The sequence below is a fragment of the Streptomyces sp. MS06 genome (assembly GCF_047200655.1).
In the GTDB taxonomy this organism is placed as follows: Bacteria; Actinomycetota; Actinomycetes; order Streptomycetales; family Streptomycetaceae; genus Streptomyces.
In genome coordinates, this window is sequence record NZ_JBJZOJ010000030.1 from 57,813 (window position 1) to 74,287 (window position 16,475).

Genomic DNA, 16,475 nt, shown 5'->3' on the forward strand with positions numbered 1-16,475 from the left:
CCCGGAGCCGGGGCGAGCCCGGCCACGGCTCGGAGCAGGCTCCGCGCGGGCCTCGGACCAGGCCCGGCGCGGGCCCGGCGCGGGCCCGGCGCGGCGGACTCAGCCGGGGAAGCGCACCGACGCCAGGATCCGGGCCGTCTCCGCGTGCCCGGTGTAGTCGAGGATCAGCACCTTGGAGACCGGCAGGTACCAGGCCTGCGGGGCGAAACGGTAGCCGTTCCAGCAGCTCGCGTCCCAGTTGTCGTACCAGGCCTTATGGGACCCCACCGGGCGCAGGCCGTGGATGACGGGCGCGCTGTTCGCGCTGGACATGCCGTTGAAGGACCCGTCCGCGAGGGTCGGCCGGACCGGACAGGGCTGGACGTCGGTGGCCGCGTACCAGCCGCCGCGCTGGCCCGGTTCGTAGGCGCTCAGCTCGTAGCCGGCGATGGCGCTGCCCGTGTTGATCGCGAGCCCGGTGCAGCCGAAGGCCCGGGGCAGTCCCGAGTGGCGGACCGGCTGGAGGCAGGCCGACCGCTCGTTGAACCGGGTCACGGTCCAGCTCGGCGGGATCTGGAAGGTCAGCCCGGCGAACGTGGCGCGCGGCCAGTACGGGAGCGGGGAGGCCTTGGGCTTCGGCCCGTCGGGGCCGGGGGCGGTGGTCGCGGCGGTCGCGGGACGACCCGGCGTGGCGGACGGCGTGCGGGACGGCACCGCCGGGGTGGCCGTCGCGGACACGTGCGGGGACGGATCACGGCTCGCGCCGTCGCCGGTGGCCGCGGCGGCGGAGGAGGGCGATGTCGGGGAGGCAGCCGGGGGCGAGGAGCCGGCTCCGGCATCCGAGTGGCCGGCATCCGAGTGGCCGGCGGGCGTGCACGCCGTCGCCCAGGCAAGGCAGAGGCCGGCCGCGGCGAGCAGTGCGGGTCTGAGTCGCTTCGTCATGTGGCCCCTCCGGGCGCCGGGCGGGAACGGAGTCGAGCGGAACACGACCGCGGCCGGGATCCGGCCAGGTCCATGCCATAAGAGGCGTCGCACGCCCGACCGGTTGCGGAACACCCACCCGAACACGCACCCCGTGACCGAACCCTTACGAACGACACCCGGGACGCCGGGCAGCCGTACTGACGCCGGGCAGCCGCACACACACGAAGGGGCCCGTACGACGGATGTCGTACGGGCCCCTCCAGGCCTCACGAGCGACGGCCTCGCAGGCCACCGCTCACAGGCCACGGTCTCAGCGGCCGTGACGGCCGCTCAGGCCTCAGGTCGACCGACCCTCAAGCAAGCGGAAGCTCACTTGGTGATCTTGGTGACCTGGCCGGCGCCGACGGTCCGGCCACCCTCACGGATGGCGAACTTCAGGCCCTCCTCCATGGCGACGGGCTGGATCAGCTCGACGCGCATCTCGGTGTTGTCGCCCGGCATGACCATCTCGGTGCCCTCGGGGAGGTGCACGACGCCGGTCACGTCCGTGGTACGGAAGTAGAACTGCGGGCGGTAGTTGTTGAAGAACGGGGTGTGGCGGCCACCCTCGTCCTTCGACAGGATGTAGGCCTGGGCCTCGAACTCGGTGTGCGGGGTGACGGTGCCCGGCTTGATGATGACCTGGCCGCGCTCGACGTCCTCGCGCTTGACACCGCGGAGAAGCAGACCGACGTTCTCACCGGCCTGACCCTCGTCCAGCAGCTTACGGAACATCTCGATGCCCGTAACCGTGGTCTTGGTCTTCTCTTCCTTGATGCCGATGATCTCGACTTCCTCGTTCACCTTGAGCACACCGCGCTCGATACGGCCGGTGACGACCGTACCGCGACCGGTGATGGTGAAGACGTCCTCGATCGGCATGAGGAACGGCTTGTCGACGTCGCGCTCCGGCTCCGGGATCGACTCGTCGACGGCCTTCATCAGCTCCAGGACCGACTGGGCCCACTTCTCCTCGCCCTCGAGGGCCTTGAGCGCGGAGACCTTGACGACCGGGACGTCGTCGCCCGGGAACTCGTACTCGGAGAGCAGCTCACGGACCTCGAGCTCGACGAGCTCCATGATCTCCTCGTCGTCCACCATGTCGGCCTTGTTCAGGGCGACGACGATGTACGGCACGCCGACCTGGCGGGCCAGGAGCACGTGCTCCTTGGTCTGCGGCATCGGGCCGTCGGTGGCGGCGACCACCAGGATGGCACCGTCCATCTGGGCGGCACCGGTGATCATGTTCTTGATGTAGTCCGCGTGACCCGGGCAGTCGACGTGGGCGTAGTGACGCGCCTCGGTCTGGTACTCGACGTGCGCGATGGAGATGGTGATACCGCGCTGGCGCTCCTCGGGAGCCTTGTCGATGTTGTCGAACGGGGTCGACTCGTTGAGCTCCGGGTACGCGTCGTGCAGCACCTTGGTAATGGCCGCCGTGAGGGTGGTCTTACCGTGGTCGATGTGACCGATGGTGCCGATGTTGACGTGCGGCTTAGTCCGCTCGAACTTCGCCTTCGCCACTGGGGTCCTCCTGTGGAGTGGTTCTGTACGCCTTACTTCATCGGCGCCAGGTGATCTTTGCTGTCAAGGCCCGGAACCCGGGGCATTCCGTCCGCGTTTGCGGAGGAATGCCCCTCAAGGCTCCGGAGTCAAGCCTAAGGCGTGTGAACGCGGTGCGTTACTCGCCCTTGGCCTTCGCGATGATCTCCTCGGCGACGTTCCGCGGAACCTCGGCGTAGGAGTCGAACTGCATCGAGTAGCTTGCGCGACCCGAGGTCTTGCTGCGGAGGTCGCCGACGTAGCCGAACATCTCCGACAGGGGCACGAGGCCCTTGACGACGCGGGCACCGGCCCGCTCCTCCATGGCCTGGATCTGGCCACGGCGGGAGTTGATGTCGCCGATGACGTCGCCCATGTAGTCCTCGGGCGTGGTGACCTCGACGGCCATCATCGGCTCGAGCAGCACGGGGCTGGCCTTGCGCGCGGCCTCCTTGAAGGCCTGCGAACCGGCGATCTTGAAGGCGAGCTCGGAGGAGTCGACCTCGTGGTAGGCGCCGTCGAGCAGCGTGACGCGCACGCCGGTCATCTCGTAGCCCGCGAGGATGCCGAACTGCATGGCCTCCTGCGCACCGGCGTCCACCGAAGGGATGTACTCCTTCGGGATGCGGCCACCGGTCACCTTGTTCACGAACTCGTACGAGGCGTCGCCGCCCTCGATCGGCTCGACGGCGATGATGACCCGACCGAACTGACCGGTACCACCGGTCTGCTTCTTGTGGGTGTACTCGACCTTCTCGACCGACTTGCGGATCGTCTCGCGGTACGCGACCTGCGGCTTGCCGACGTTGGCCTCGACCCTGAACTCGCGCTTCATGCGGTCGACCAGCACCTCGAGGTGCAGTTCGCCCATGCCGCCGATGATGGTCTGGCCGGTCTCCTCGTCCGAGTGGACCTGGAAGGACGGGTCCTCCTCGGCCAGGCGCTGGATCGCGACGCCGAGCTTCTCCTGGTCGCCCTTCGACTTGGGCTCGATGGCGACCTGGATGACCGGCGCCGGGAAGTCCATGGACTCCAGGATCACCGGGGACTTGTCGTCGCACAGCGTCTCACCGGTCGTGGTCTGCTTCAGACCCATGACGGCGATGATGTCGCCGGCGCCCACCGAGTCGATCTCCTCACGCTTGTTCGCGTGCATGCGGTAGATCTTGCCGATGCGCTCCTTCTTGCCCTTCACGGAGTTCAGCACCTGGGTGCCGGACACCAGACGGCCGGAGTACACGCGGATGAAGGTGAGCTTGCCGAGGTGCGGGTCGCTCATGATCTTGAACGCCAGCGCCGACAGCGGCTCCTCGTCGGAGGGCTTGCGCTCGATGGTCTTCTCCGGGTCCTTGACGTCGTGGCCCTCGATGGCCTCGACGTCGAGCGGAGAAGGCAGGTAGCGCACGACCGCGTCGAGCAGGGGCTGGACGCCCTTGTTCTTGAACGCGGTACCGCAGAACACGGGGGTCACCGTGGTGCCGTCACCCTTGCCGGAGGCGATGGTGATACGGCGGACCGCGGCGTAGAGCTGCTCCACGGAGGGCTCCTCGCCCTCCAGGTACTGCTCCATGACCTCTTCGTCGTTCTCGGCGATCGCCTCGAGCAGCTTGCCGCGCCACTCCTCGGCGGCCTCGGCGTGCGTGGCCGGGATGTCGACGGTGTCGTACATCTCGCCCTTGGTCGCCTCGGCGGACCACACCAGAGCCTTCATGGTCACCAGGTCGATGACGCCCTTGAAGTCCGCCTCGGCGCCGATCGGCAGCTGCATGACGAGCGGCTGGGCGCCCAGGCGGTCGGTGATCATGTCGACGCAGCGGTGGAACTCGGCACCGGTACGGTCGAGCTTGTTGACGAAGCAGATACGCGGAACGCCGTAGCGGTCCGCCTGACGCCACACCGTCTCGGACTGGGGCTCGACGCCGGCGACGCCGTCGAACACCGTCACGGCACCGTCGAGCACGCGCAGGGAGCGCTCCACCTCAACGGTGAAGTCGACGTGACCCGGCGTGTCGATGATGTTGATCGTGTGGTCGACGTTCTCCAGCGGCCAGTGGCAGGTGGTGGCAGCAGAGGTGATCGTGATGCCACGCTCCTGCTCCTGCTCCATCCAGTCCATGGTGGCAGCGCCGTCGTGGACCTCACCGATCTTGTACGAGACACCGGTGTAGAACAGGATCCGCTCGGTGGTGGTCGTCTTGCCCGCGTCGATGTGGGCCATGATGCCGATGTTGCGCACCTTGGCCAGGTCAAGTGAAGTGGTAGCCATAAGGCTTCAGTCTTCTCTCGGTTCTCGATGGGGAAGCGACTACCAGCGGTAGTGCGCGAAGGCCTTGTTGGACTCGGCCATCTTGTGGGTGTCCTCGCGCTTCTTCACAGCGGCGCCGAGGCCGTTGGACGCGTCGAGGAGCTCGTTGAGCAGACGCTCGGTCATGGTCTTCTCGCGACGGGCGCGGGAGTAACCGACCAGCCAGCGCAGCGCCAGGGTGTTGGCGCGGCCGGGCTTGACCTCGACCGGCACCTGGTAGGTGGCGCCACCGACACGGCGGGACTTGACCTCGAGGGTCGGCTTGATGTTCTCGAGAGCGCGCTTCAGCGTGATGACCGGGTCGTTGCCGGTCTTCTCGCGCAGGCCCTCCATGGCGCCGTAGACGATGCGCTCGGCGGTGGAGCGCTTGCCGTTCAGCAGCACCTTGTTGATCAGGGAGGTCACCAGAGGAGAGCCGTAGACCGGGTCGATGATGACCGGGCGCTTCGGGGCGGGGCCCTTACGAGGCATTCTTACTTCTCCTTCTTGGCGCCGTAGCGGCTGCGGGCCTGCTTGCGGTTCTTGACACCCTGGGTGTCGAGGGAGCCGCGGATGATCTTGTAGCGAACACCCGGCAGGTCCTTCACACGGCCGCCGCGCACGAGCACGATGGAGTGCTCCTGCAGGTTGTGTCCCTCACCCGGAATGTAAGCGGTGACCTCGATCCCGCTGGTCAGACGCACACGCGCGACCTTACGCAGGGCCGAGTTCGGCTTCTTCGGGGTGGTCGTGAACACACGCGTGCAGACGCCCCGGCGCTGAGGGGAACCCTCGAGTGCGGGCGTCTTGTTCTTCTCGACCTTGTCCTGCCGGCCCTTGCGGACCAGCTGCTGGATCGTAGGCACTACTTCTCCGGTTTCTGTGTGCCGATAGGTACAGCTAACCTGGAACGTCTCCGACCCACGCGGTCGGGTGTGTCGAATCGCGCGGACTCCCGCCGCGAGGCAGAAGGAAGCGCAGATTACGGTGGCCGGTCTCCGACCCCGTGCGGTTCTAGGCACGCACGAGCGCCAGGGCACACCCCAGGCACAAGGTCCGAGCGTACCTACCTCATTCGCTTCGGTCAAAACAAATGGGCGGGACCGGCAGCTGCACCCGTAGTGCCCTATAGTGCCCCGTTTTGACGCACCCCTCAATGCCTCGCCTCGACGCCCCCGCGTCAGCGCGCTGCCTCAGACCCTGCGCCAGGCCCCGCGTCAGCGCCCCGCGCGGCTGCGGGGCACCTGGGGGGAGGGCGACGGGGGCGGGGTCTGGGTCTGGGTCTGGGCGGCCGCATCCGCCACCGGGGCCTCACCGGGGTCGGCCGCACCGGGGACCGGGGCCGCTCCGGCGGCGGGCGCACCAGGAGCGGTGGCCGCACCGGTAGCAGGCGCCCCACCGGTGCCAGGCGCCCTGCCGCAGGCGGGCGCCGCCCGCCCATCACCCTCCGCCGTGTCGTGGCCCACGAAGTACGTGGGCCGGTTCTGCACCGCCGTGTAGATCCGGCCGACGTACTCGCCGAGCAGCCCCACGCAGATCAGCTGCACCGCCCCGATGAACACCACGCCGGTGAACAGGGATGTCCACCCGGGCACGGTCCGGCCGAGGGCGTAGGCGGTCAGCGTGTACACCAGCAGCGCCAGGCAGACCAGGAAGGCGCCGGCACCCAGCCAGGTCGCCAGCCGCAGCGGCGCCGCGGAGAAACCGGTGATGCTGTCCACCGCCAGCCGCACCATCCGGTGCAGCGGGTACTTGGTCCGGCCCGCCGTGCGCGGCGCGCGCTCGTAACCGACCTGCCCGCTGGGAAAGCCCAGCCAGGGCACCAGGAGCCGGTACACCCGCTGCTGGTCCGGCAGCTCCTTGAGCGCGTCCACGGCGGCCCGGCTCAGCAGCCGGAAGTCGCCGGCCTGGGCGGGCACCGACGGCCCCGCCAGCCGTCGCATGAGGCGGTAGTAGAAGCCGGCGGTCCAGCGCTTGAACCCGCTGTCGCTGCTGCGGTCGGCCCGGACCCCGTAGACGATGTCGAGGTTCTCGCCGCGCGCCAGGGCGAGCATGTCCGGGATCTTCTCCGGCGGGTCCTGCAGATCGGCGTCCAGGCTGACCACGTAGGCGCCCGTGGCCCGGTCCAGGCCGGCGGTGAGGGCGGCCTGGTGCCCGGAGTTGCGGCGCAGCCCGATCACCCGCAGCTCGGGCCAGCCCAGGCGGAACGCGGCCAGCAGCTCGGCCGTGCGGTCACTGCTGCCGTCGTCCACCGCGACGACCTCGTAAGGCACCCCCAGCCCCGCCAGCACCGGCCGCACCCTGGTCACCAGGGCGGGCAGCGCCTCCTCCTCGTTGTACATGGGTATGACGACCGACAGCTCCGTCGCCGTGTCCACTGCTGCGGTCACCCGCCCCTCCCCTGTTCCCGCTCCGCGTGTGCGACTCTAGTGCGATCGTATGTGAGGACAGCTCCCCCACAGCCGTCCGCCCGCACGACCGCGGCGGCCACGACGACTGCGGGGGACGCGGGGGTTCCGGGGAGCTTCGGGGGGCGACAGCCATGGACACCAGTGCGGCCGGAAACACGGCCGGCACGAACAACGACGTGCCCGACCCCACGGAACCCGACCCCTCGGCTTCCGCCTGCCCCACACCCGGCCCGTCGGGCCCAGGCACGGCGGCCTCGGCCGCACCCTCATCAGGCTCACCGGTGCCCGATCCGCATGCGGCGGACCGGACGTCGACGGCGACCGCCACCCGACCGCGCAAGTGGCCCCGCCCGAGCCGGTGGACCCCGAACCGGTGGACCCGGCCCCGCCTGCCCGCCGGCGCCCGCCCCTACCTCGCCCCGCTCGGCCTCTACGGCGCCGCCAAGCTCACCGGCCTGATCGTCTTCGCCTGCCTGCTGGAGTACGCCGGGGACTTCCACAAGAAGGCCCCGCGGTTCGGCGGCGGCGCCCACTGGTGGGACGTACTGGCCACCTGGGACGGCTGGTGGTACCTCCAGGTCGCCCAGCACGGCTACCAGCCGCGCCTCGAACGCCTCGCCTCAGGCGGCCTGTTCACCGTCAAGCAGAACTCCGTCGCCTTCTTCCCCCTCTTCCCGGCCCTGATCAGACTGGTGTCGGAGGTCACCGGGCTCGGCCTGTACGGCTCGGCCATCCTGGTGTCCGTCCTCTCCTCCTTCGTCGCCGCCGCCGGCATTTACGCCGTGGTCAAACTGCTGGCGGGCGCCCGGGCCGGCACCATCGCAGCCGGCCTGTGGGCCGTCGTGCCCGGCGCGGGCGTCGAGTGGGCCGTGTACTCGGAGTCCGTGTTCGTCGCGCTGGCCGCATGGACCTGCTACGCCGTGATGAAGCGCCGCTGGGAGACCGCCGGCCTGCTGGCCTTCCTCGCCGGACTGAACCGCCCCACCTCCGCCGCCCTCATCGGCGCCGTCGGACTCGCCGCCCTCCTGGCACTCGCCCGCCGCGACACCCGCCGCGAACACGGCGTCTCGGGCCCCCTGTACGCCATCCTCGTCGCACCGCTCGGCCTGCTCTCCTACGTGGCCTGGGTGGGCCTGAGCACCGGCAAGCTCACCGCGTACTTCGTCCTGCAGCGCGAGGGCTGGGCCCACTACTTCGACTTCGGCGCCTACACCTTCGACGTCCTGCGCAACCAGGCCGTCGGCCGCCACGACTACCTCTTCGCCTTCGCCACCGCCGACCTGCTCTCCCTCCAGCTGGTGCTGGCCCTGCCCGTGCTCATCGCCCTGATGCTCCGAAAGCGGCCGCCCCTGGTCCTCGTCGCCTACACCCTGGCCAGCGTCATCACCGTGCTCGGCACCCAGCAGATGTTCGGCAACACCATGCGCTACCTGCTCCCCGCCTTCCCCCTCCTCCTCGCCCCCGCCGCCGCCATGACCCGCCTCAACCGCTGGACCCTGGCCGTCTTCTTCACCACCGCCGCGATCACCTCCGGCTGGTACGCCCACTACGTCATCTTCGAGCTGGGGATTCCGTAGGGCGACCCTGACAGCGAAACTCCCGCACTGGCACCTCCTTACAGGCCAGGCCCTTGACGTGCCTGTGCAGGCGCGGGTGGTTGGCCGTGAGTACGGCGATGTAGTGCGCGTCCTTCTCCTCGACGAGGAACTTCGCGTGGTCGATCTGGTTCAGCAGTGCACCGACCTCGTGAATTCAGCTACGACGACGACCTGATGCCCCGACAGAGGAAGGGTGCCTCTCACCTGCGATGATCTGGATTGACTAGATCAAAACCGTCGCGAGGGAGAGGCACCCGACAGGTGCAGGCTACCGAATGGGATCACCGGCTCGACGTGCGGGCCGACGGCAAGCGCCTCGTCGGGCATGCATGGGTGGTGCTGCTGCGGAAGATCGCTGACCGTGTCGGACTCACCCGCGCCCTGGCCCACGCGCTCCCGCGGGGTGCCGGGCCGGGCTGGCGCGACCGGGGTGTCGTGCTGACAGCACGCCCCGGCCCCGACGCTTCGAACCCCTCACCACCGACGAAGCCCGCCGCCTCCTCACCACGGCCCAGGGGCATCGGCTGCACGCGCTGTTCGAACTCGCCCTCCATACGGGACTCCGCAAGGGCGAACTCCTCGGCCTGCGCTGGGAAGATCTCGACCTCGGCTCGGGCACCGCCGCCATCCGCCGCACCCTTCAGCGCACCAGCACAGGCAGGCTCACCACGCTGCCCACCAAGACCCAGGCCTCTGAACGCCGCATCGCTCTCCCCGCCCGCTGCGTCCAGTCGCTAAAGCGCCACCACGAACAGCAGCAGCGCGAGCGCGAGGCAGCAGGCACCGCGTGGCAGCACAGCGGGCACGTCTTCACCACTGCGCAGGGCGGATCGATCGACCCGACCAACCTCACCCGCGCTTTCACCACGCTTCTCCGCAAGGCCAGCCTCCGCCGCATCCGCTTCCACGGCCTCCGGCACTCGACCGCGACCCTGCTCCTGGAACAGGGTGTCGAACTCGTCGTGATCAAGGAACTCCTCGGCCACGCCCACATCGGCGTCACCGCCACCATCTACGCCCACGTCCGACTCCGCCTCCAGCGAGACGCCATCGACACTCTCAGCACCGCTCTTGACGGCCCTGCCAACGACGAGTCGACCCGCGACAACGGCGACGACCCGCCACTGTGCGGAGCCACCGTACGCTGACGTTGCCGTCAACTACTGCCGTCACCTCACGCTGAAGCCCCGCCAGGCGCTGCCTGGCGGGGCTTCAGATTTGCGGTCGCTCACATGATCTCAAGCGACACGCTTGCGATCGCAGCTAGCACACTGATTTGAACCGGCCCTTCCGCTCGGAACCAGATCAACGCCGGGAGTGACGATGAGCGGATCAGTTCGAGAGCCAGCCCTTCAGGCCAAGGTGAATCGCTCGGCTCAAGAAGTGCTGCCGTCACTTGATCCAGCGGCGCGTCACCAGGACCCGGAGGCCGCTCAATCGAGCAAAAGTAGACGTCACGAAAAGCGAGCGTCATATCCGGCTTCTCGGGCCCCCAGCGGAGCCCCATCTCCAGCGCGTCGACGTCGTCGATACGCTCTAGCGAGAGGCGGTCCAGGAAGTACCCCCGGCAACCCGGGGCGGCTTCGAGAAACGTCTGAAGTGAGCTCACCGAACCACCATCTCTCCCGTGGAATGCTCCTGCGTTACCTGCCCATCCGGGCCGTACCTCTGACGGTAGTTCTTTTGGTTCGGACCAGGATCAATCGAGGGGCCGAGCCTCTGTACTTCGCCGTTCGGCCTGATCCAGATCTGACTGCCGTCAGGGTGGTCATAGCGGCGATATCCACCCTTGGTCTCCGACGTGAACGAGAAGCCTTGACCAAACATGTCCTGCTCGGCGTCAGTCAAACTCTTTCCGTGCAGGTTGGAGATACCGGTAACACCACAAGCTCCATTGCTATTGTGAACGAGGACCGGAGTCTGCCCCGCCAGCACATAGTACGTGTGCTACGCAGCACCCCTCTACCTGCTTTTTCGCTGGTCAGCGTGGGTTTTGCGTTCCGCTGGCGTCCGTGGTTGTGCGTGGAAATCCGTGGTTGTTGCCGTCGCTACTGCCGTCAAGGGTGCTGACGGCGGCGGGGGCGTTCACTGCCAGGCGCCGGGTTCGGCGCGGAGGGTGGCACGGGTGGTGCGGTGGTAGAAGTCGTGGCCGGTCTCGGCGCAGTGCTCGGCGATCCAGCGTGTCAGCTCCTCCTCGGCGTGGAGTTCGCCGGAGGTGGCGCCGCAGTCGTGGTCTTCGCCGGTGACGCAGACGGCCGCGAAGGTGGGCAGGGTCATGGGGTCCACGACGGCGGTCACGTGGTACTCGCGGAAGCGGTAGCGCTTCCGGGCCGGCGTGCCGGTAGCTGCGATGTCAGGCATGTTCGGCCGCCCTTTCCTCCGGGTCCGGGATGCGCTGTCCTCGCGATTCGGCCACCCGGAGCGCGTCGGTGAGGGCTTCGGCCAGCCGGGAAGCCAGCCAGCGGTACTCGGTGGCCGACAGAGCTCGCGCGCGCCGGGGGCCACGACTTCGCGGGACATGTTCCAGCAGTTCCTCGCCCATGCCGAGTTGGACGGCTTCGATGCTGTCGGCGAGCGTCGACAGGTAGCCCCTGCCGTCGGTGCTGAGATAGCAGGGGCGCCCGTCCGGGGTGGTCCACGGCAGTAAGCGAGGGCCGGCCACGCCTGCCGCCGCGTCGTACAGATCCCGGCGCCGCATGCGGTCCGCGTCACTCCTGGGCTTGGTCACCGTGCACCCCCGGCTGGGTCGCTGATAGGGACACGGTGACCGTAGGAGCTGACTGGCTGTCACTCCATGTATGAGCCAGGGCAGTTCGCGACGCAGGGTGCGTGAATTGCTATGCTGCGTGGTAGCTATCCGACGACGCCCAGGTAGGAGGCCATGTCACGCATCTCGGTGGTGAGGGTGCGCTTGCGCTTCTTCAGGATCTCCTGCATGGTCTCGGCGGCCACATGCTGATGCTGGAGCCACTGGGGGGATGCTCGGCGTACTCCCGTCAGCTCGTCCATGGCCTCGGTCAGGTCGCCGGTCCGAGCGTGGGCGCGTGCTACGTCCATGCGATGGCGGTTCCAGTTGTCGTCACTCGGCCGCCCAGTGCTCTTCCATGCCTTAGGCGACAGTGCGTCCTCGCCAGCCTTGCGTACGACGGTACGCGCGTCCCCTACGACCATGGCGTCCTCCACACCCTTCATGCCGACCGTCAGCGGACCGAAGGTCGTCCAGTGCCGGAAGAACGAGCCGGTGTGCTCCCGCCCCACCGCTGATGCCGCTGTGGTGGCCACGCGGTGGTAATGGCCAGCCTCCTGGGGGCGATTGTTGCGGCCTGCGGCAGCCGCAGCCCGTAGCGCCAGCCAGCCCCACGCCGCGCATTCGTCGGGGGTCGCCCTGGACAGCCTCGGCTCGACCATGTCGGCGGTCTGGGCGGCAAGGGTTTCCGCTTCGTCAAGTCGGCCTTGGCGCAGGAGCAGCCAGCACATGCCGATCACGCCGGATGCTGCGGTGAGGGTGTCTGCGGCATGGCGGGCGTCGGTGATCGCCCCGGCCAGGGCGGTGTAGCCGAGGTCGTACTGCCGGACCTGTGTCAAATACCGTCCGGCCAGTTGCAGAGCTTCGGCTCGGGCCAGAAGCGCCTGGCGGTGCTCTCCGCCACTGTCGTAATAGGCGACCGCGCTGTTGGCGTCCCGTGGGAGTCCGGGGAGTTGGGAGGCGACGCTCTTGTAGCTGTCGGAGTGGTACAGCACCGCGCCATCGCGTACCGCCCGGCGGAAGCGACGTACGTTCGGCTCCTCCACGTCGGCCTCGCCGCCCGCATCGGCCAGCCCGACCGGCGGGGTCAGGGCGGCCCGCAGCTCGATGAGGTTGACGCGGTTCCTGTCCTCGGTTCGGCGCACCGGTTGCGGAGCGTCCGGAGCCAGCAGCGTTGCCGTGGTCACTTCCAGTGCGCGGGCCAGGGTGTGCAGCGTCTCCATGCGGACCGTTCCACCCTGCTCGACCTTGCGCACTGTTCCCGGCGACACGCCTGCGGCGTGGGCCAGTTCCTCCTGGCTCATCCCGGCCCGACGCCGGTACTTGCGGACGTTGTCCGCCAGCTCCGCGAGTTCCGTAGCCATTCGCTCACCACCTCCAGCGCCACGGTACGCCGGACGGGCGCATCAACCGGTGGCTATCCGGCAGATACCCGCCACGGAGCGATCACCACCCCCGCGCGGGGCCCGGCTCCGGCACAAGCCTTGCCTGAGCGGGTGGGGTCCCTCGTCGGTCGGGCAGCTTTGCCGGACCAGGGTTCCCCGGGGGCCGCCAAGGCTCACTCCGTGACGCGTGCGCTCGGCCTTGGCGGCCCCCGGGGGTTCCTGGTACGCCTCCGGTGACCGGCGACGAGGGACCCCCCACCCGCGACCCGACCGCACGCCACGACGAATCCGCACCCGACATTCGGCCCCGATGCCCCTCGGAGGGAGGGCCGGGGTCTGGGGCAGAGCCCCAGGTGGCTTGTTGTGCTGGCTCTTGCACGCCCGGACCGGCGGGGCCGACGGCAAGCGGGGCGGAGACAGGAGCGGGCGGCGGCCCCGCAGGGCCGGAGCGCGCGCGGCCCGCGCCAGCGGGCCGCCTTGATCAAGTAAAGAAACTCTGAACAGCTCACCCTGTGCCGCGCTTTCTGCTGCTTCGCCGGGTGTGGCCGGTTCAGCGTCGGCGTCTGCTTTCGTTCAGCCGGTCGTGGAGGCGCTGGGCCTTGGCGGCGGTCTCTTCGGGCGTGTAGTTGCCGCTGAGGCGCTTGCGTTGCTCCATGACAGCGCGCATGGCGTCGCGGTGGGTGGTGGCGGCTTCGAATTCGGTGCTGGCCTTGGTGAACCGTTCCTCGGCGGCGGCGAGTTCGGCGGCTACTTCGTCGTCGGTCTTGCCGCTGAGTCGTACCGCTTCCTTGTCTGCCCGATGCTGGGCGGCCATCCCCTCCAGTCCCTCGTTGTAGCGCTTGAGGAACTGGTCGCGCGGGCTGAGCTGGCGGACGAAGACGCCCCGGCCCTGCACGGAGTAGATCAGGCCCTCCTCCTTGAGGACCCGCAGGGCGTTCTGCGCGGTGGAGTTGGCGATGCCGTACTGGGCTTGCAGGTCGCGGGCGGAGGGGAGCTTGGCACCGGGCGCGAGCCGGCCGTCCTTGATCTGCTTACGGAGTTCGTCTGCGGTCCGCACGTACGGGGGGCGGGGATCGTCAGCGGGGCTGTCGTCGGCCTGCCAGCCACGCTGGAGATCACCGAGACCGGTGTACGCGGGATCGGACTCGCCGGGATCAGTTGCTTCGCTTTCCGCTGCGGCCTCCAGCTCCCCTTCGGCCGGCGCCTCCTGCGTGCGGACGTAGCTGCCCCGGCCGAGGACGGAGTAGATCAGCCCCTCGCGCTTGAGGAGTCGCAGGGCGTTTTGGACCGTGGAGCTGGCGATGCCGAAACGTCGTTGCAGCTCGCGCGCGGCGGGGAGGCGCTCGCCCGGGCGTAGCTCGCCGTCGTGGATGGCGGCGCGCAGGACGTCGGCGGCCTGGACGTACGGCGGCCGGGGGTCCTCTCCCAGGGGCAGCTTCATGGCACGAGGGTAGCGGCGTCCGTACTCGCGGCACACCCGGGCGTCCTCGGCGTTCCAGACGTATCGGCGTAGCGATACGAATCGACCGTTGCGCGTGTAGCGGGCGTACCGCTATGGTCATGGTGAGTCGATCAAGCGACTCCACCGAGCAAAGGGTGTGATGGCATGGCCATGACTCGAATCCGCGTTGCCCTGCTGCCGTCGGCGGTGTGCATCGCGGGCACCGAACCGGCGCTGAAGATCAAGGACCAGCAGACCGGGGAGATCGCCACCGACCGGGAGACCGGGGCGTCGCTGTACACGGTGACCGCGATGCTCATGGAGGACGGCCGGGCCGAGGTCCTGAAGATCACCGTCCCGGAAACCGGGCTGGCGGCCGGGCTCAAGCCGGGAGCGATGGTGCGGCCCGTCGACTTGTTTGCGACCCCGTGGGCGCGGATCTTCAACGGGCAGCTCTCCGACGGCGTCGCCTACCGGGCCGCCCGTCTGGAGCTGGTGACGGTGGAGGCGGCTCAGTGATCCGCTTCGAACACCCCGCGCCGGAGCGGGAGTTTCACCCGCTCCGGCCCCTGCCGGGGACCGAGGGCAAGGCCACGTTCGCCGTCACGCCTGCGGTGCTCGATCTGCTCGGCCTGAGTCCGGAGCGCGCGGCCCGCCTGGACCTGGCCCACCTGCTCCGCCTGATACACGAAGCGGAGGTTCTGACGTGGAAGCGGTGACGGGGTACGGGCCGGACGCACTGCTGATCGCGGCCGTGCTGGTCAGTGCGTGGCTGGTGTGGACGGTGGTCCGCTATGTGCGGGCCGACCGGGGCACGCGGGTCAGCTTGCGGCAGGCCGTGCGGGTCCGCTGGGGCTGGGTGCGCCTGGCGCGGATGGCGGGGCTGACGGTTACCGACAAGACCCCGAGCCTGCTGGCGCAGATCACCGCGCAAAAAAACGGCACCACCCCCGCGCCCCGGGTGCTGACTCCGAAGATCAAGGTCAAGCCGGACCCGTACGGCGTGATCGTACGGGCCCGGACGCTGCCGCAGGTGGGACTGGAGGAGTACCAGAAGTCGGCGCGGTTCCTGGCGGACGCCTGGCGGTGCACGCGGGTGTCGGTGCTGCCGGACGGTCCCGGCAAGGTGGTGATCCGGGGCGTGCGCTCTGACCCTCTGACCACGCCGACCACGCACCGGCCCACCGGCCGCCCGCCCGTGGACCTCACACGCTGGGAGCTGGGCGTGGACGAGTACGCCGCCCGGGTGTGCGTCTCCTTGGCCAATGTGCCCGGGGTGACTGTGGCCGGCGTTCCCGGTGCGGGCAAGACCTCGGGGGTCAACAAGTTCGTCTGCGACTTCGCACCGTCGGCGGCCGTGCAGATCGTGACGGCGGACGGGAAGGTGTCGCGGGCCTCGGAGGGCGACTACGCCGACCTGGTCAAGCGGATGTTCGCGTTCTGCGGTGACGACCTGGACGAGGCGAACGCATTGTTCAAGCGGCTGGTGGAACTGCGCAGGCGGCGCTCTGCGGTCATCCGTGACGTGCTGGGCGTGAAGAACATGTGGCACGTCGGCCCGTCACCGGAGTGGCCGCTCACGGTCCTGATCATCGATGAAGCGCACACGTACTTCCGCGAGTACAAAGGCAGCGACGCCACCACGAAACGGCTGGCCGCGCTGACGGCGGAGAACGCCCGGCTGGTGGAGGACCTGGTCAAGAAGGGCCGCAGCGTCGGCATCCTGGTGATCCTGATCAGCCAGAAGACCACCGGCGACGCGATTCCCACCTTCATCCGCGACGTGTGCCCCATCGGGCTGTCCTTCGCGCAGAAGACCGTGGAAGCCGCGGTGGCCGCACTCGGTGAGGACATCCGCAACTGGCCCGACGCCAGCCCGGTCACCTTGCAGGACCCCGCCTACGTCGGCGTTGCGGTGATGGCGATGCAGGGCCGCCCCGGCTACACCCGCATCCGCACCCCCTACGTCTCCGACGCCGACGCTGCCCGCGTCGCCGAGAACACCTCACACCTGACCGCCGACCCGGCCCTCCTCCTGGACGCCCTGCTCCACACGACCGGCCGGACGACCACGCCCCTGCCCCCGCTCACCAAACAGCCGTGAACGCCCTGTACTGGAAGAGAGG

General features: G+C 69.0%; 15 protein-coding genes and 1 pseudogene. 5 read left to right on the plus strand and 11 right to left on the minus strand.

Annotation, left to right across the window (positions count from 1 at the left end; genetic code table 11):
- Nucleotides 1-99 precede the first annotated feature (99 nt).
- The 6 genes from ACL02U_RS18015 to ACL02U_RS18040 form a co-directional block, all read right to left on the minus strand.
- Nucleotides 100-921 carry a hypothetical protein gene (locus ACL02U_RS18015; RefSeq protein WP_412791871.1) on the minus strand — a complete coding sequence of 274 codons (822 nt, stop codon included), beginning with the start codon at nt 919-921 and terminating at the stop codon, nt 100-102.
- 351 nt (nt 922-1,272) lie between these two features.
- Nucleotides 1,273-2,466: an elongation factor Tu gene (tuf, locus tag ACL02U_RS18020; RefSeq protein ID WP_412791872.1), complete on the minus strand. Its 1,194-nt coding sequence runs from the start codon at nt 2,464-2,466 to the stop codon at nt 1,273-1,275.
- Between the two features lie 157 nt (nt 2,467-2,623).
- Nucleotides 2,624-4,750 (minus strand): elongation factor G, encoded by a 2,127-nt coding sequence (gene fusA / locus ACL02U_RS18025; RefSeq protein ID WP_412791873.1) that lies wholly within the window; start codon nt 4,748-4,750, stop codon nt 2,624-2,626.
- A 39-nt stretch (nt 4,751-4,789) separates the two neighbouring features.
- A complete protein-coding gene (gene rpsG, locus ACL02U_RS18030) occupies nt 4,790-5,260 on the minus strand; it encodes a 30S ribosomal protein S7 (protein ID WP_003998848.1) in 471 nt (156 codons plus the stop codon).
- Nucleotides 5,261-5,262: 2 nt separating this feature from the next.
- Nucleotides 5,263-5,634 carry a 30S ribosomal protein S12 gene (rpsL, locus tag ACL02U_RS18035; protein WP_003948652.1) on the minus strand — a complete coding sequence of 124 codons (372 nt, stop codon included), beginning with the start codon at nt 5,632-5,634 and terminating at the stop codon, nt 5,263-5,265.
- A gap of 351 nt (nt 5,635-5,985) precedes the next feature.
- Nucleotides 5,986-7,110 (minus strand): glycosyltransferase family 2 protein, encoded by a 1,125-nt coding sequence (locus tag ACL02U_RS18040; RefSeq protein WP_412791896.1) that lies wholly within the window; start codon nt 7,108-7,110, stop codon nt 5,986-5,988.
- Nucleotides 7,111-7,460: 350 nt separating this feature from the next.
- Between ACL02U_RS18040 and ACL02U_RS18045 the strand changes: the two genes are divergently transcribed.
- Entirely contained in the window at nt 7,461-8,756 is a 1,296-nt protein-coding gene (locus ACL02U_RS18045; protein ID WP_412791874.1) for a glycosyltransferase family 39 protein, read from the plus strand.
- A gap of 467 nt (nt 8,757-9,223) precedes the next feature.
- Nucleotides 9,224-9,925: pseudogene (locus ACL02U_RS18050) on the plus strand (site-specific integrase); the annotation flags it as partial.
- A gap of 80 nt (nt 9,926-10,005) precedes the next feature.
- On the opposite strand, the gene ACL02U_RS18055 reads toward ACL02U_RS18050, so the two are convergent.
- The 5 genes from ACL02U_RS18055 to ACL02U_RS18075 form a co-directional block, all read right to left on the minus strand.
- Nucleotides 10,006-10,386: a hypothetical protein gene (locus ACL02U_RS18055; protein ID WP_412791875.1), complete on the minus strand. Its 381-nt coding sequence runs from the start codon at nt 10,384-10,386 to the stop codon at nt 10,006-10,008.
- A 476-nt stretch (nt 10,387-10,862) separates the two neighbouring features.
- Nucleotides 10,863-11,138, minus strand: coding sequence for a hypothetical protein (locus tag ACL02U_RS18060; RefSeq protein WP_412791876.1), 276 nt, complete (start codon nt 11,136-11,138; stop codon nt 10,863-10,865).
- Nucleotides 11,131-11,505: a hypothetical protein gene (locus ACL02U_RS18065; protein ID WP_412791877.1), complete on the minus strand. Its 375-nt coding sequence runs from the start codon at nt 11,503-11,505 to the stop codon at nt 11,131-11,133. Before ACL02U_RS18065 ends, ACL02U_RS18060 begins: the two co-directional genes overlap by 8 nt.
- Nucleotides 11,506-11,630: 125 nt before the next feature.
- On the minus strand, nt 11,631-12,887 hold the full coding sequence (locus tag ACL02U_RS18070) for a helix-turn-helix domain-containing protein (protein WP_412791878.1): 1,257 nt from the start codon (nt 12,885-12,887) through the stop codon (nt 11,631-11,633).
- Nucleotides 12,888-13,458: 571 nt separating this feature from the next.
- Nucleotides 13,459-14,349: a GntR family transcriptional regulator gene (locus tag ACL02U_RS18075; RefSeq protein ID WP_412791879.1), complete on the minus strand. Its 891-nt coding sequence runs from the start codon at nt 14,347-14,349 to the stop codon at nt 13,459-13,461.
- Between the two features lie 165 nt (nt 14,350-14,514).
- Here ACL02U_RS18075 and ACL02U_RS18080 point away from each other — a divergent pair, with 165 nt between their 5' ends.
- The 3 genes from ACL02U_RS18080 to ACL02U_RS18090 are packed head-to-tail and all read left to right on the plus strand — an operon-like array spanning nt 14,515 to nt 16,453.
- A complete protein-coding gene (locus ACL02U_RS18080) occupies nt 14,515-14,868 on the plus strand; it encodes a hypothetical protein (RefSeq protein WP_412791880.1) in 354 nt (117 codons plus the stop codon).
- Nucleotides 14,865-15,068, plus strand: coding sequence for a hypothetical protein (locus tag ACL02U_RS18085; RefSeq protein WP_412791881.1), 204 nt, complete (start codon nt 14,865-14,867; stop codon nt 15,066-15,068). Before ACL02U_RS18080 ends, ACL02U_RS18085 begins: the two co-directional genes overlap by 4 nt.
- On the plus strand, nt 15,056-16,453 hold the full coding sequence (locus ACL02U_RS18090; RefSeq protein WP_412791882.1) for a cell division protein FtsK: 1,398 nt from the start codon (nt 15,056-15,058) through the stop codon (nt 16,451-16,453). The genes ACL02U_RS18085 and ACL02U_RS18090 overlap by 13 nt, the downstream gene beginning before the upstream one ends.
- The last annotated feature ends 22 nt before the right edge of the window (nt 16,454-16,475 follow it).

What these genes read in the sequence shown, in the direction of transcription:
- ACL02U_RS18015 (WP_412791871.1), bottom strand. Translation starts at nt 921, where the DNA reads ATGACGAAGCGACTCAGACCCGCACTGCTCGCCGCGGCCGGCCTCTGC.
- rpsG (WP_003998848.1), bottom strand. Translation starts at nt 5,260, where the DNA reads ATGCCTCGTAAGGGCCCCGCCCCGAAGCGCCCGGTCATCATCGACCCG.
- ACL02U_RS18080 (WP_412791880.1), top strand. Translation starts at nt 14,515, where the DNA reads ATGGCCATGACTCGAATCCGCGTTGCCCTGCTGCCGTCGGCGGTGTGC.
- ACL02U_RS18070 (WP_412791878.1), bottom strand. Translation starts at nt 12,887, where the DNA reads ATGGCTACGGAACTCGCGGAGCTGGCGGACAACGTCCGCAAGTACCGG.
- ACL02U_RS18060 (WP_412791876.1), bottom strand. Translation starts at nt 11,138, where the DNA reads ATGCCTGACATCGCAGCTACCGGCACGCCGGCCCGGAAGCGCTACCGC.
- fusA (WP_412791873.1), bottom strand. Translation starts at nt 4,750, where the DNA reads ATGGCTACCACTTCACTTGACCTGGCCAAGGTGCGCAACATCGGCATC.
- ACL02U_RS18075 (WP_412791879.1), bottom strand. Translation starts at nt 14,349, where the DNA reads ATGAAGCTGCCCCTGGGAGAGGACCCCCGGCCGCCGTACGTCCAGGCC.
- ACL02U_RS18040 (WP_412791896.1), bottom strand. Translation starts at nt 7,110, where the DNA reads ATGTACAACGAGGAGGAGGCGCTGCCCGCCCTGGTGACCAGGGTGCGG.